Here is a 14,241-nt window from a genome sequence, read left to right as displayed (position 1 = left end):
GATTAAGACAAACACTCGTGACTCAATTTTCTGACCTTGGCCTGGCCAAGCCGCTGCTGAAGGCGCTTGCTGAAAAGGGCTACAAGGAACCGACGCCGATCCAGGCCCAGGCCATTCCGGTGATCCTGCAGGGCAAGGACCTGCTGGGCATCGCCCAGACGGGCACCGGCAAGACCGCCGCCTTCGCTCTGCCGATCCTGCAGCGCCTGGCCGAAGACCGTAAGCCGGCCCCGCGCCGCGGCTTCCGCTGCCTGGTCCTGTCGCCGACCCGCGAACTGGCCACCCAGATCGCCGAGAACTTCAAGGCCTACGCCGTCCACATGGGCCTGTCGGTCCACACCATCTACGGCGGCGTGAAGTACGGCCCGCAGATGAAGGCCCTGGCCGGCGGCATCGACGTCCTGGTCGCCACCCCCGGCCGCCTGATGGACCACATGGCCGAGAAGTCGGCCAACGTCTCGAGCACGGAAATCTTCGTCCTCGACGAAGCCGACCAGATGCTGGACCTGGGCTTCGTGGTGCCGATCCGCAAGATCGCCAGCCAGCTGACCAAGAACCGCCAGAACCTGTTCTTCTCGGCCACCATGCCCAGCGAGATCGGCAAGCTGGCCGGCGAGCTGCTGAAGGATCCGGTGCAGGTCTCGGTCGCCCCGCAGGCCACCACGGTCGAGCGTATCGACCAGCGCGTCCTGTTCATCGAGGCTCAGCGCAAGCGTCCGCTGCTGGCCGAACTGTTCGCCGACAACAGCTTCTCGCGCACCATCGTCTTCACGCGCACCAAGCGTGGCGCCGACCGCGTGGCCAAGTACCTGAACGCCGCCGGCATCGAGGCCGCCTCGATCCACGGCGACAAGACGCAAGGCCAGCGCGAGCGCGCCCTCGCCGCCTTCAAGGCCGGTGAGATGCGGGCCCTGGTGGCCACCGACATCGCCGCGCGCGGCATCGACGTCAACGACGTCAGCCACGTCATCAACTACGAGCTGCCCAACGTGCCGGAGGCCTATGTCCACCGGATCGGCCGCACCGCCCGCAAGGGCAAGGACGGCATCGCCATCAGCTTCTGCGCCGATGACGAACGCAGCCTGCTGAAGGACATCCAGAAGGCTACCCGCCAGACGATCCCGACCTTCGACCGCCGCAACGACAAGCAGCTGGCGGCCGCCGCGGCCGTCGCCGACAAGCTGGTCCCGGCCGAGAAGTACGTCGATCCGCGCCGCGCCGACCCGCGCAACGACGTGCCGTCGGAACTGCGCCGCAAGCGCCCCCGCAACCGCAATGGCGCCAACGGCGGCAATGGCGGCGGCGGGCGCTCCGAGGGCGGACAGAAGGCTCAAGGTCGCGGTCAGGGCCAGGGTCGCGGTCCCGGCAAGCCGGGCCAGAAGTCCGGCTCCGCCCAAAACGAGTTCCGTGGTCCCAAGCGTCCGGCCGCCCCGGCCGAGAAGCGCTGGTCCCCCATCGACTAATCTCAAATAAAACAAATGGTTGTATCCGGAGGCCCGAAAGGGTCTCCGGCGCCGCTTTGTGCGGCGTTTCGTTACGGTGACGCTTGTCTCCGCCTTCGCTATGGGTTCACCATAACTTAGGTCCGGTCGTCTGACCGGTAGGGGGACCGAAGGAATGGGCGAGGGCAAGGCTCGAGCCGCGCCTGTGATTACCAGAATCGCCGGCGGCGAGATGGCCGGCCATGTCCGCACGTTTGACTGGTCCAGCACCCCTCTAGGCGCGCGGGACGCGTGGTCACCCAGCCTGCGAATGGTCGTGGACATGATCCTGGCCACCAACTTCCCGATGGCGGTGCGGTGGGGTCCAGAGCTGATCCTGATCTACAACGACGCCTACGCCCCCGCCCTGCACGACCGGCATCCCGACGCGCTGGGCATGAGCTTCAAGAACGCTTCCGCCGAGCTCCAGGCCTCGTTGCGCCGGGTGCACGAGGACATCCTGTCGGGCGCGAGCGGCGGCTTCTCCTTCGACAAGCTGCCCCTGAAGGTCACCCGAAGCGGCGTGCAGGAAGTTGGCTACTTCACGGTCAGCTACAGCCCCGTGCCCGACGTCAACGCCGCCAATGGCGTCGGCGGCGTGCTGATCACCGTGGTCGAGATCACCGAGAACGTCCGCGCCGTCCGCGACCTGCGCACCACCAAGGAGCGCTACGAGATGGCGCGCGCGGTGGCCGGCGTGGTCGGCGCCTGGGAGTGGGACATCAAGGCCAACAAGGTCTATGCCGACGCCCGCTACGCCGAACTCCACGGCGTCGATCCAGACCTGGCCGAGGCCGGCCTGCCCGCCCAGAGCTTCACCCCCGCCGTCCATCCTGACGACAGCGACCGCGTCCGTGAGATCGCGCTGCAGGCGGCGACGGCGGGCGGCCAGTTCTCTCACGAATACCGACTGGTCCAGTCAGACGGCTCCGTGCGCTGGGTCTACACTCGCGGCCAGGCCTATCTGGCCGACGACGGCCAGCCCTCGCGCAACACCGGCGTGATCGTCGACATCACCGAGCGCAAGCAGGTCGAGGCCGAGCTGGCCGCGGCCCGCGCCGACCTCGACATCGCCGCGCAGGCCGCCGGCATGGGCCGCTGGGACCACAATCCCGACGCCGGTCTGCGCTATTGGGACGCCCGGGCCAGCGCGATCTTCGGCGTGACCACCGACACGCCGCCGGACACCGAAGCCTTCCTCGAACTGCTGCATCCCGACGACCGCGAGAAGGTGAAGACCGCCGTCGCCGCCGCCACCGATCCCAGCGGTTCGGCCACGATCAACATGGAGTATCGGGTCCGCCGGGCCACCGACGGCGCCCTGCGCTGGGTCGAGACGTTCGGCCGGGCCTTCTTCGAGGGCGAGCGCTGCACGCGCTTCGTCGGCGTGGTCTCCGACGTGACCGAACGGCGCGAGGCGGTCGAGCATCTGCTGCGCCAGGAAGAGACCCTGCGCCTGGCCGTCGACGCCGCCGACGTCGGCACCTGGGACCTCAATATCGACACCGGCGAGCTGATCTGGTCGGACCGCTGCTACCAGATGTTCGGCGTGGCCCCGGGAGAGGCGGTCGACGCCGGCCTGTTCCGCGCCTGCGTCCATCCCAGCGACGCCGTGCGCGTCAACGACGCCATGCGCCAGGCCCAGGACCCGGCCATCCGCGCCGAATACTCCACCGAGTTCCGGGTCATCGGCCGCGACGACCATGTCGAGCGCTGGGTGAACGTGAAGGGCAAGGTGTTCTTCGGCGACGACGGCAAGGCCCACCGCTTCGTCGGCGCCGTGGTCAATGTCACCGACCGCAAGCGCGCCGAGCTGCACCTGCGGCTGCTGGTCAACGAGCTGAACCACCGGGTCAAGAACAGCCTGGCCACGATCCAGGCCATCGCCGCTCAGAGCTTCAACGGCCAGCATTCGCTGGACCAGGCCCAGGAGGCCTTCTCCAACCGCATCGTCGCCCTGGCCGAGGCCCACGACCTCTTGACCCGCGAAAACTGGGAGGGGGCGGACCTGCACGACGTCACCGCCCGGGTCGCGTCGCTGCACGGCGGATCGGCGCGGTTCGAGCTCAGCGGCCCGGCGATCCGCCTGTCGCCCAAGACGGCGCTGTCGCTGTCGATGGCCATGCACGAGCTGGCGACCAACGCGGTCAAGTACGGCGCCCTGTCGACGCCCGAGGGCCGCATCCGCATCGTCTGGGACCTGGCGCCCGATCCCGGCGCGGCGCGCCTGGACCTGACCTGGACCGAGCGCGGCGGTCCGCCCGTGACGGTCCCGACCGGTCGCGGCTTCGGCTCGCGCCTGATCGAGCGCGGCCTGGCGGCGGAACTCTCGGGCTCGGCGGCGATCGACTTCCAGCCCGACGGCGTGGTCTGCCGGATCCGCGCCCTGCTGGACGCCTGACGCGCTCTAGTTCGAAGCCCCGACGGCCGCCGCCCGCAGCATCGCGGCGATCTGCTCGTCGGTGCGCCGCATGGCCATCATCAGCGCGCCGGCCACGATCAACGGGATCGCCGCCCAGACCAGCAGGCCCGCCACCGCCAGCGCGGTCGCGCCAGCGATCAGGAAGGCGATGAAGATCTCGGCCAGGGCCGCCAGGAACGAGCCGCCGCGACGGCGACGGAAGTCGGCGCGCTTGCCCGGCTTCTGGTGCCAGACATTGATCAGCCCGGCCGACCAGGCCGTCAGCCCGGCGCCGATCGCCGTCCACAGGCCGGCCAGCGGCTGAAACCAGGCCAGCGCCGCGATGGGCACGACCAGCAGCACCGCGACCGGAAGCAGGGCCGCCGTCAGCTTGGCGCGGCGCAGCACGGCCATCGGCGTCGGCGAGACGGCCAGCAGGTCGGGGGTGTCCTCGGCCGACAGGGCGATCCAGGCCAGGCTGCCGGCCACTTGGCCCGCCAGGAAGGCCACGCCCGCCGCGCCGCCGGCCAGGGCCCAGGCCGGCTGATGCGAGGCCGCGCGGGCCAGGGCGAAGGCCAAAGGCAGCATGTACAGCACCCGCAGCAGCACCTGGGACAGCAGGGCCGCGTCGCGTCCCATCAGCCGTAGCTCCTTGCGCACCGTGGCGCGGAAGGCCCCGGCGGCAAAGGCGCGGGTCGGGCCCTTGGCGGCCTTGCGGGTCTCCGCGCCCGCGGTCGCGGCGGCCGCGTCGGCAAAGCGACGGCCCAGGGTGCGGGCGGCCAGCAGGAAGATCCCCGCCCCGACCACGACCAGGACCAGCAGCGGCAGCGGCTCGCCCAGCGCCGCGCGCAGCGGCAGGTCGGCGAACGGCGGCAGCTTGATGCGGCCGTCGCGGGCGTCGAGCGTGATGCGTTGGAACAGGCTCTCGCTGGCGCGCTCGCCCATCAGGTTGCGGAACTGGCTGGCCAGGAAGAAGGCCGCGCCAATCAGGGCCGCTAGCACCTGGGCGACGGTGCGCGTGCGGCGCGGGCCGATCAGGGCGAACAGGCCCATGGCCACCAACAGCCCGACACCCGAGGCCGCCAGCGCCGCCGCGCCCAGCACCACGAACACCGCCAGCCAGCTCCAATGCCCCAGCACGATCGCGGGGGTCAGCAGCAGCACGGCCGGGATCAGGAACCAGAGCGCGGCGGTGACCGCCAGGCCCAGGGCCCGGACGAACAGCACCTTCCTCGGCGCCAGGGGCGAGGAGAACAGCAGGTCCAGGTCGCCGCGCTCGTAGAGGGCGTCGGCCGAGGCGGCCAGGGTGGTCGACAGCATCAGGGTCAGGATCACCGCCAGCACCAGGTCGGCGATCATGATCGACAGCGGCTCGATCGGCACGGCGTGGCCGCGCATGCCCAGGCCCAGGAAAATCCCGCCGACCAGGATCATGAAGCCCAGGACGCCGAAGGCGATCATCGCGCCGGGTCCGCGCGAGGCGCGACCGGCCTTGAAGCCGCGCCAGGTCAGGCGCAGTTCGTGGGCCAGCAGCCAGGGCGTGCTGGCGGGCTTGAACGGCAGGCTCACGCAGCCGTCTCCGCCGTCAGTTGCAGGAAGACATCCTCCAGCGTCCCGCCACTGCCGGCCCGGCTACGCAACTCTTCCAGCGTGCCCTCGGCCAGCAGGCGACCGCCGGCGATGATGCCGATGCGGTCGGCCATGCGCTCGGCGACTTCCAGGATGTGGGTGGTCAGGATCACCGTGCCGCCAGCGTCGACGCGGGCCTGCAGCATGTCCTTGACCAGGCGCGCGGCGGCGGCGTCGAGGCCCGTCAGCGGCTCGTCCAGGATCAGCAGCTTGGGGTCGTGGATCAGGGCCCCGGCCAGGGCGACCTTCTGCTTCATGCCGCGCGAGAAGCCCTCGCACCGGCGACGCGCCTCTGACGCCAGGCCCAGGGTAGCCAACAGCTCTTCGGCCTTTGCCTTGGCGACCTGGGGGTCGATGTTCCAGAGCCCGGCGACGAACTCCAGATATTCCATGGGCGTGAGCTTGTCGTAGATCATCGCCTCGTCCGGCGCCCAGGCCAGCACGGCCTTGGCCGCCGCCGGGTCCTTGCGCGCGTCGACGCCGAAAATCTCAACCTCGCCCTTGTCGGGCTGGGTCAGGCCCGCGACCATCCGCAGGGTGGTGGTCTTGCCGGCCCCGTTCGGACCCAGCAGGGCGTACAGCTCTCCGGCATGGACCGTCAGGTCGAGGTCGGACACCGCGGGCTTGGCGAACGTCTTGTTCAACCCGCGAACGATCAAGGCTTCCGTCACTAAACCCGTCCCCGAAACACCGTTACGCGGCGGATGTGAGCCTGATTGCAGCGTCGGTGGCAAGCCGAAGCGGCTACTCCGCCGCGATCGGCGCGCGCAGGGCCTCGACGTCCCGCGCCGGAGGCAGGCCATACAGGCGGCGGTACTCCCGGCTGAACTGCGACGGGCTCTGGTAGCCGACGGAGAAACCGGCCGCGCCGACGTCCAGCCCCTCGACCAGCATCAGGCGACGCGCTTCGTAGAGTCGCAGCTGCTTCTGGTACTGCATCGGCGTCATGCTGGTGACGGCCTTGAAGTGGTGGTGCAGCGAGCTCTCGCTCATGCCGACGTGCTCGGCCAGGGCCTCGATCCGCAGCGGCTCGGCGAAATGCTCGCGCAGCCACGCCACGGCGCGGGTCACGCGCTGCCCCTGCCCTTCGGCCATGGCGATGTGGATCAGCCGCGCGCCGTGCGGACCGCTCAGCAGGCGATAGAGGATCTCCTGCTCGATCAGCGGGGCCATGGCCGGGATGTCCTGTGGCCGATCCAGCAGGCGCAGCAGCCGCACGGTGGCGTCCAGCAGTTCCGACGAGGCCGGGTTCACCGCCACGCCGCGCACGCCGCTGGGCGTGGCCGAGGCCTGGTCAGGCAGCCGCCCGATCAGCTCGGCCAGGCGCGCCGGGTTGATCGCCACTCCGACGCAGAGGTGCGGCTCGGCGTCGCTGGCCTGGGTGATCCGCGCGGTCGCGGGCAGGTCCAGGGCCACCAGCAGGCAGTCACCGACGCCGTAGTGCAGCTCCTCGTCACCGACGGTCAGGCACTTGCGCCCGCCCGCCACCAACCAGAACGAGGGCCGCTGATCGACATGCAGCCGGCCGCTGGGCGTGCAGCGACGCGTGAGGAAAAGGCCGCCGATCGCCGACTCGGGGCTGTCGTCCTTGGCGTAACGGGCGACCAGCTGGGCGATTTCGGCATAGACGGCGGCGTGGTCGGTCGAGCTCAACGGCTTGGTTTTCCAGGCGTTCGGGACAGCGAACCTCTACGCCTCCCCGTGCGGCGCGAAAACCGCCCCGAACCTCTTTTGCAGGATCGTGCATGAGCTTTGCAGGATCGGCGTAACGCCGCTCCGCCGGTGCGTGGCAAACATCCGGCCATCCGGTCCTCCCCGACCGGCCTCCCCGCTACCCAAGGAAAAATCCGAATGGCCACCGCAAAAGGCTACGCGGCGCCCGCCGCCGGCGCGCCCCTGGCTCCGTTCAGCTTCGAACGCCGCGAGCCCAATCCCGACGACGTCGTCATCTCGATCAAGTACTGCGGCGTCTGCCACTCCGACATCCACATGGTCGACAACGGCTGGGGCCAGAGCGTCTATCCGATCGTGCCCGGCCACGAGGTCGCGGGCGTCGTCACCGCCGTCGGCTCGAACGTCACCAGGTTCAAGGAAGGCGATCCCGTCGGCGTGGGCTGCTTCGTCGACAGCTGCGTCACCTGCAAGGAAGCCCGCGACCTGGACCGCGAGCAGTACCAGCCGGGTCTCGTCCTGACCTACAGCGGCTTCGAGCCGGGTTCCGACACCCCGACCTATGGCGGCTATTCCGATCACATGGTGGTCAAGGAAGACTACGTCCTGTCGATCCCGAAGAACCTAGCCCTGGACGCCGCCGCGCCGCTGCTGTGCGCCGGCATCACCCTCTATTCGCCGCTGCGCCACTGGAACGCCGGTCCCGGCAAGAAGGTCGCGATCCTGGGCATGGGCGGCCTTGGCCACATGGGCGTCAAGCTGGCCCACGCCATGGGCGCGGAGGTCACGGTGCTGAGCCAGACCCTGTCCAAGCAGGCCGACGGCCTGGCGATGGGCGCGGACCACTACTACGCCACCAACGACCCCAAGACCTTCGAAACCCTGGCCGACACGTTCGACCTGATCATCTGCACCGTCTCGGCGCCGCTGGACTGGGGCGCGTATCTGAGCCTGCTGAAAATCGACGGGACCATGGTGCTGGTCGGCGCGCCGGAAGAGCCGGCCCAGCTGAACGCCTTCGCCCTGATCCCCGGCCGCCGCACCCTGGCCGGCTCGATGATCGGTTCGATCAAGGAGACCCAGGAGATGCTCGACTTCTGCGGCGCGAACAACATCGTCGCCGACATCGAGATCATCGCGATCGATCAGATCAACGAAGCCTACGCCCGCATGCAGAAGAGCGACGTGCGCTACCGCTTCGTGATCGACATGGCGACGCTCTAGGCGCGAACCGAACCGAGGCGCCAGTCAAGGGCGAAGGCTTTTGACAGCGCCAACTCCGCGTTCGACGTTCGGCCGAACGCGGAGTCGTCCATGCTTGAAACCCGGCCGCAGTCCCACGTCTTCGTCGTCGACGACGATCCGGTTCTGCTGGCGTTTCTGGAAGCGGCCCTGTCCCGGAGCGGCTATGTCGTTCAGGCGTTCGACGGCGCGGAGGCCGCCCTCGCCCGCGCCGACGACCATCCGCCCGCCCTGTGGCTGGTCGACGTGCGGATGCCCGGGCTGGACGGCGTGGCGCTGCTGAAACAGCTGCGGGTGTCGGACGCGCACAAGGACACACCGGTGGTCATGCTGACCGGCAGCGGCCGGCTGGATCGCGTGCTGGAAGCCATGGCGGCTGGGGCCAGCGACTACATGGCCAAGCCCTTCTCGCCGCAGGAGCTGGTCGAAAAGGCGCATTCGTGGCTGAGGCCGACGGGCTAGGTCAGGCCTTTCCGCGGGCGATGTGGATGGCCTTGTCCTCGAACCGGGCGTCGCCGAACGTGGCGACGAACGGCACGTCTCCGGCGTCTCGGCCGAAGGCGACCGGCACGATGCCGTCGATCGCCGCATGGCCGGTCGCGTCGAACATCCGCCAGGCGCCGTCGAGGAAGACCTCGAACACCGCATGGAAATCCGGCGGCGACAGGTCCAGCGCGTAGCACGCGACGAAGCGGGCCGGCATGTCCAGCGCCCGGGCCAGCGCCACGCCCAGGTGGGCGAAGTCGCGGCATACGCCCTCGCGATCGATCAGGGTGTCGATCGCCGAGGAGGAGCCGTGGGTCGAGCCGGCCACATAGTCGATATTGGCCTTGATCCAGTCTGCGATGGCCTGGGCCTGCTCCAGGCCGTGCGGTCCGTCGCCGAAGGTCTTGATGGCGAACTTGGTCAGCCGGTCGGACTGGCTGTACCGGCTGGGGGCCAGGTACGGCATCACGTTCGGCGGCAGGTCCTTGACCACCGACCCGCCGATCCGGCGCCGATGGTCGACGCTGCGGGTCTTGCGGACGGTGGCCTGGTAGTCGATCTCCAGGCTTCCGGGCTGAGCCAGGAAGCGGATGAAGCGGTTCCCCGCGAACTCGTCGACGAAGAAGTCGGCCTCGATCCCGTCGGGCAGGCCGATGCGCTCGCTGCGCAGGGCCTGGCCCGCGCCGTCGGCGACCTGGATCGCCAGGACGAAGGTCGTGGGCGCGCGCACGTCGTAGCGCAGGCGGCAGCCGATCTCGAGGTCCATCGGCGTCTTTCTTTGTAAGGAAGAAGGCTTCGCGCGATGGCGCGCGCCCCCTGGGTAACCCTACCAGATGCGCCTCGGTTCCGCGCGCGTCTTGGCGCTTCAGGCCTCAGAACTTCGTCTTGCAGCCCTGCTTCAGGTGCACGCCGCGCAGGAAGCCGCGACGGGCCAGCCCGGCATCGACCACCGCGTTCATGTGCCGGTCGGCGGGCGCCGCGCCCGAGACCTCGCGGACCAGGCCGCGGAACGGGATGATGCTGTTGATGATCGCCTTGCCGCCGGCCTCGGCCAGCTTGCCCTTGCGGTTCTCGGTGTACTCGTTGCCGACCACGTAGTCGGGACCCAGCACGCCGTTCAGCGCCTTGACCTCGTTGGACAGCGAGACGCAGGTCTTCAACCCCTTCAGGCTGTAGGGGTCGTTAAAGGCCTTCTCCAGGATCGGCGGGATCTCGCGCTTGGAGATGCCGACGTCGCGGACCGGCTGGCTGCCGATCTCGGTCGCCTTCTTCTTGGCCTCGCCCCAGCGGCCGCCCGGCTCGTCCGGCGTGGCCGGCGGCTTGACCTGGGCCTGAGCCGAGGGGACCTGGGCGGCGGAGGTGACCAGCAGCGCCACGCCGATCATCACGCAAAGCTTCCGAGACATCGTCTTCCCCTCGACTGAACCTTGATCAGGAACGATGGGCCGGCGCGCCGGTTCCCCTGTCCCACAAGGGCTCGCGCAGTCTAGTTCGGCGGCGTCGCGGCTTCCAGATCGAACGCCGCGTCGAAGGCGTCGTCGCTGGGCACGGTCCCTTCCAGGGCGCCGATGAACAGGTCCTCCAGCGCCTCCCAGATGAAGGTCAGCTGCTCCAGCACGGCCGGCACCCGGGCGGGGTCGAAGCCCGGATAGAGGTCCTCGACCAGCCACAGCCCGCTCTCGGCGTCGTAGCCGAAGCGGCAGCCGATCAGGCGGAACTGGGCGCGGGCCATGGTTTCGAACAGCGCCGTCAGGTCTCGGGCCTCGTTCAGGTCCTCGGGATCCAGCACCAGGCAGCGCACCTGCAGCCAGCCATGATCGGGCAGCAAGTAGTAGGCGCCGTCTTCCTCGTCGGCGCCGGACACTTCCAGGCCGCGATCGATGGCCTCGACGACATAGCCGGCCGAGCGGCACGTCACGGTGAGCGTCTCGAGCAGGGCGGCTTCTTGATCGGGGGTCAGGTCGGCCATGGGGCAGCTCCGAGGAAAAGGGTGAAGCGTCTCTAGCACGCCGGACATGCGGCTTGCCAATTTTTGCCAAGAGCAGCATCCTCGCCCAATGACGACGATGAACATCTCACTGCCCGAGAGTTTGAAAGCGTTTGTTGACGAGCAGGTGTCCGGACGAGGTTTCGGGACCAGCAGCGAGTATGTTCGCGAACTGATCCGGAAAGACCAGGACCGTCAGCACCTTCGACGCCTGCTGCTTGACGGGGCGAGCTCTCCGGCGGGAACGCCCGCCGATGCGAGCTACTTCGAAACCCTACGCGCCCGGGCACGCACTCGACCGTGAGTGTTCGATGCGTCGTTCCGCGGGCTCAGGCCGAACAGGACGTTCTCGACGCCATCGATTTCTATCTCGTTGAAGCCAATGAGAAGATCGCTCTTGGGTTCATCGACGCACTCGAGCGCGCTTATCAACTGATCGCGGAACAACCCCAAGCTGGGTCTGGCCGCTACGCTCACGAACTCGACTTGCCTGACCTGCGCAGTTGGGGGCTGCGCGGGTTTCCGTACATCGTCTTCTACGTGCCGCGCGTAGATCACATTGACGTCTGGCGGATCCTGCACTCGGCGACCGACATACCGGCCTGGATGCAGGAACCGTCCTGAACGACCGGACCTAGCTCCGGTAGTCGCCGTTGATGGCCACGTACTGCTTGGTCAGGTCGCAGGTCCAGACCGTGGCCGAGCCCTTGCCGACGCCGACATCGACGCTGACCTCGAACTCCTGGTTCTTCACGTAGGCGCTCATCTTGGCCTCGTCGTAGTCCGGCGAGATCAGGCCGTCGCGGGCGGCGTAGAGTTCGCCGAACTTGACGTTGATCTTCTCGCGGGCGACCGGCTCGTCGGCGCGGCCGACGGCCATGACGATGCGGCCCCAGTTGGCGTCCTCGCCGGCGAAGGCGGTCTTGACCAGCGGGCTCTCGGCGATGGTCCGGGCGATCTTGCGGGCGGACGCCGGGCTCTCGGCGCCGTTGACGGTGATCTTGACGAACTTGGTGGCGCCCTCGCCGTCCTTGACCAGCTGCAGGGCCAGGTCCAGCAGCACGTGCTCCAGCTTGTCGCGGAAGTCGGCCAGACGCTTGTCGCCGGCCCGGTGGATCTTGGGCGCGCCCGACTGGCCCGTCGCGAACAGCAGCAGGGTGTCGTTGGTCGAGCGGTCGCCGTCCACCGTCACGCAGTTGAAGGTCGTGCGGGTGTAGAGGCTGACCAGGGTCTGCAGCGCCGCCGGGGCGATGGCCGCGTCGGTGGCCACGAAGGCCAGCATGGTCGCCATGTCCGGCGCGATCATGCCCGAGCCCTTGGCGATGCCGGCGATCCTGACTTCATGCCCGTCGATCATCGCCGTGGCGTAGGCGCCTTTCGGGAAGGTGTCGGTGGTCATGATCGCCCGGCCGGCCTCGGCCCAGGCGTCGGTCTTCAGGCGCGCCTCGACCTCGGGCAGGCGGGCGGTGATCTTGCTGTCGTCCAGGATGACGCCGATGACGCCGGTCGAGGCCATCATCACGTCGCGCTGGCGGCAGTCCAGGCGCTTGCCGACGGCCGTGGCCACGCGGCGGACCGCGTCGGCGCCGGGCTTGCCGGTGAAGCTGTTGGCGCAGCCGGCGTTGACCACCAGGGCGCGCACGTCCGCGCCGCCGCTGGCCGCCAGTTGGCGCTTGCACCAGTCGACCGGCGCCGAGCCGACACCGTGACGGGTGAAGACGCCCGCCGCCGAGGTGCCCTCGGCGAAGCGCATCAGCAGCAGGTCCTCGCGCTCGTGCTTGTAGAAGCCCGCGCGGCCGGTCGCGATCTCGACGCCGGCGATCGGCGGGATCGTCGGGAACGGCACAGCCAGGGGCGAGATCGCCAGCCCGGGCTTGCCGGCGCCGGTCGGGGCCGGCGCGGCGGGCGTCGAAGCGGGCGAGGCTTCGCCGGCCGACTTCTGGGCGCGGCGCAGGCCGGCGCGCTTCAGGGCCGAGGTCAGCGGATCGACCAGGGCGCGCTCGATGGCGATGCCGGCGCGCTCCACGGGGTTGGGCGTGCTCTCGGAGGTCTTCGCGGCGATCTTCTTGCCGGAAGCTTTGGGAGTCTTGGTCATGAGCCGCTCTACTACTTATTTCTTCGCGGGTTGGGCGGGTTGGGCAGGCGGCGGCGGCGGAGCCGAGGCCGGCGCGCTGGCCGGGGCTTCGACCGGCGCCGAAGCCGGTTCCTGGGCGTTGACCGGCGGGGCGTCGGCGGTCTTGCCGATCAGCATCTCGACCTTGGCCGAGCCGCGCAGCTTCTCCAGGATGTCGCGCACCTGGTCATAGGTCAGGAAGCGAACGATCTGCGGCCGGGCGGCCTCCAGGGCGATCGGCTCCTCGGTGCGCTTGTCCTCGACCTTGACGATGACCCAGCCGCCCTCGGCCGCGAACGGACCGACGACCGCGCCCTTCTGGGCGTCCTTCAGGGCCACGCCATAGGGCTCGGGCATGACGTCCAGGGTGAAGTAGTCGCCCATGTCGCCGCCGTTGAAGCGCGTGGCCTGGTCGGTCGAGCGCTCCATGGCCAGGGCGTCGAACGAGGCGCCGGTCGACAGCAGCTTCTTGATGCTGTCGGCCTCGGCCTGGCTGCCGACCACGATCTGGCGGGCGCGGATCTCCTCCGAGCGCTTCGAAAGCTTCTGCTGCTCGGCATAGAGCTTGCGGATGGCGTCCTCGGTGACGGCCTTCTCGACCACGCCCTCGACCAGCATGTCGCCCAGGATGCGCTCGCGGGCGGCGGCCAGGCGGCGCTGGGCCACCGGCTCCTTGTCGATCTTGCGCTTGATGGCCTCGGCGGCCAGCAGCTTCTGGTCGATGACCTCGTCCAGGCGCTGGCGGAAGACTTCGCTGGAGATGTCCAGCGGCTCGCCTTCGCTGATCAGGCCCTGGGCCACGGCCTCGCGCTTGACGTCGGACGCCCAGATCACCTGGCCGTTGACCCGCGCCACCGCCGTATCGCCGGGCTCGGGCGGGCGTTCAGCGACCTTGTTCTGTCCGCACGCCGCCACCAGCAGGGCGCAGGTCACGGCGGTGATCAGACTCGCGAGGCGGAAAGTGGTCTTCAAGGCCAAGATCTCCGGCTTTGTTACAGAGCGCTCTAGCGTGGTTTTTCGTCCAGAGGAAACGGCTTCGCCATCGAAAGCGTTCGGCCTAGCGAAAACTGAGGCAGGACGGCCACTAAAGGGGTCGAAAGCCTTACTTGCACCGGGGTCTTCGCGTTGACACCAAGAGGGCCGGTGCTTAAGTCTCCGGCCGCAGCTGGAATGGCGGATTTGTCCATTATTCCAGCGCCGCTCCATCTTCCGTAGTCGAGGCCCTAAGCCT

Annotated in this window: 13 protein-coding genes; 5 read left to right on the top strand and 8 right to left on the bottom strand. The window is 69.0% G+C overall.

Annotated features, from left to right (window positions below):
• Window positions 1-17: 17 nt before the first annotated feature.
• On the top strand, window positions 18-1,463 hold the full coding sequence (locus AC07NN_RS10580) for a DEAD/DEAH box helicase (RefSeq protein WP_494640450.1): 1,446 nt from the start codon (window positions 18-20) through the stop codon (window positions 1,461-1,463).
• A 184-nt stretch (window positions 1,464-1,647) separates the two neighbouring features.
• Complete coding sequence (locus tag AC07NN_RS10575) at window positions 1,648-3,882, top strand: PAS domain-containing protein (protein ID WP_494640448.1); 2,235 nt, start codon at window positions 1,648-1,650, stop codon at window positions 3,880-3,882.
• A gap of 6 nt (window positions 3,883-3,888) precedes the next feature.
• On the opposite strand, the gene AC07NN_RS10570 is transcribed toward AC07NN_RS10575, so the two are convergent.
• The 3 genes from AC07NN_RS10570 to AC07NN_RS10560 are packed head-to-tail and all read right to left on the bottom strand — an operon-like array spanning window position 3,889 to window position 7,164.
• Complete coding sequence (locus AC07NN_RS10570) at window positions 3,889-5,451, bottom strand: hypothetical protein (RefSeq protein WP_494640446.1); 1,563 nt, start codon at window positions 5,449-5,451, stop codon at window positions 3,889-3,891.
• Window positions 5,448-6,233 carry an ABC transporter ATP-binding protein gene (locus AC07NN_RS10565; RefSeq protein ID WP_494641854.1) on the bottom strand — a complete coding sequence of 262 codons (786 nt, stop codon included), beginning with the start codon at window positions 6,231-6,233 and terminating at the stop codon, window positions 5,448-5,450. Before AC07NN_RS10565 ends, AC07NN_RS10570 begins: the two co-directional genes overlap by 4 nt.
• Window positions 6,234-6,255: 22 nt before the next feature.
• The gene (locus tag AC07NN_RS10560) at window positions 6,256-7,164 is read right to left on the bottom strand and encodes an AraC family transcriptional regulator (RefSeq protein WP_494640445.1); all 909 of its coding nucleotides are present in this window, start codon (window positions 7,162-7,164) and stop codon (window positions 6,256-6,258) included.
• Between the two features lie 198 nt (window positions 7,165-7,362).
• Between AC07NN_RS10560 and AC07NN_RS10555 the strand changes: the two genes are divergently transcribed.
• Both AC07NN_RS10555 and AC07NN_RS10550 read left to right on the top strand, forming a co-directional pair.
• Entirely contained in the window at window positions 7,363-8,406 is a 1,044-nt protein-coding gene (locus AC07NN_RS10555) for an NAD(P)-dependent alcohol dehydrogenase (RefSeq protein WP_494640443.1), read from the top strand.
• Between the two features lie 90 nt (window positions 8,407-8,496).
• Window positions 8,497-8,886: a response regulator transcription factor gene (locus AC07NN_RS10550; RefSeq protein WP_494640441.1), complete on the top strand. Its 390-nt coding sequence runs from the start codon at window positions 8,497-8,499 to the stop codon at window positions 8,884-8,886.
• Between the two features lies 1 nt (window position 8,887).
• On the opposite strand, the gene AC07NN_RS10545 is transcribed toward AC07NN_RS10550, so the two are convergent.
• The 3 genes from AC07NN_RS10545 to AC07NN_RS10535 form a co-directional block, all read right to left on the bottom strand.
• Window positions 8,888-9,676, bottom strand: a complete 789-nt coding sequence (locus AC07NN_RS10545) for a transglutaminase-like domain-containing protein (protein WP_494640439.1) — start codon at window positions 9,674-9,676, stop codon at window positions 8,888-8,890.
• A 106-nt stretch (window positions 9,677-9,782) separates the two neighbouring features.
• Window positions 9,783-10,316 carry a hypothetical protein gene (locus tag AC07NN_RS10540; RefSeq protein ID WP_494640438.1) on the bottom strand — a complete coding sequence of 178 codons (534 nt, stop codon included), beginning with the start codon at window positions 10,314-10,316 and terminating at the stop codon, window positions 9,783-9,785.
• Window positions 10,317-10,396: 80 nt separating this feature from the next.
• On the bottom strand, window positions 10,397-10,927 hold the full coding sequence (locus AC07NN_RS10535; RefSeq protein ID WP_494640436.1) for a hypothetical protein: 531 nt from the start codon (window positions 10,925-10,927) through the stop codon (window positions 10,397-10,399).
• Window positions 10,928-11,197: 270 nt separating this feature from the next.
• Between AC07NN_RS10535 and AC07NN_RS10530 the strand changes: the two genes are divergently transcribed.
• On the top strand, window positions 11,198-11,521 hold the full coding sequence (locus AC07NN_RS10530; RefSeq protein ID WP_494640434.1) for a type II toxin-antitoxin system RelE/ParE family toxin: 324 nt from the start codon (window positions 11,198-11,200) through the stop codon (window positions 11,519-11,521).
• A 10-nt stretch (window positions 11,522-11,531) separates the two neighbouring features.
• Here the strand turns inward: AC07NN_RS10530 and argJ are convergent, their stop codons facing one another.
• Both argJ and AC07NN_RS10520 read right to left on the bottom strand, forming a co-directional pair.
• Window positions 11,532-12,992 (bottom strand): bifunctional glutamate N-acetyltransferase/amino-acid acetyltransferase ArgJ, encoded by a 1,461-nt coding sequence (gene argJ, locus AC07NN_RS10525; RefSeq protein ID WP_494640432.1) that lies wholly within the window; start codon window positions 12,990-12,992, stop codon window positions 11,532-11,534.
• Between the two features lie 15 nt (window positions 12,993-13,007).
• Window positions 13,008-13,988 (bottom strand): peptidylprolyl isomerase, encoded by a 981-nt coding sequence (locus AC07NN_RS10520; RefSeq protein ID WP_494640430.1) that lies wholly within the window; start codon window positions 13,986-13,988, stop codon window positions 13,008-13,010.
• Window positions 13,989-14,241: the final 253 nt, after the last annotated feature.

This window comes from Caulobacter sp. GW821-FHT09H08 (assembly GCF_059415885.1).
The sequence above is the reverse complement of the archived record's forward strand: the minus strand, read 5'-3'. Positions and strand labels throughout refer to the sequence as shown.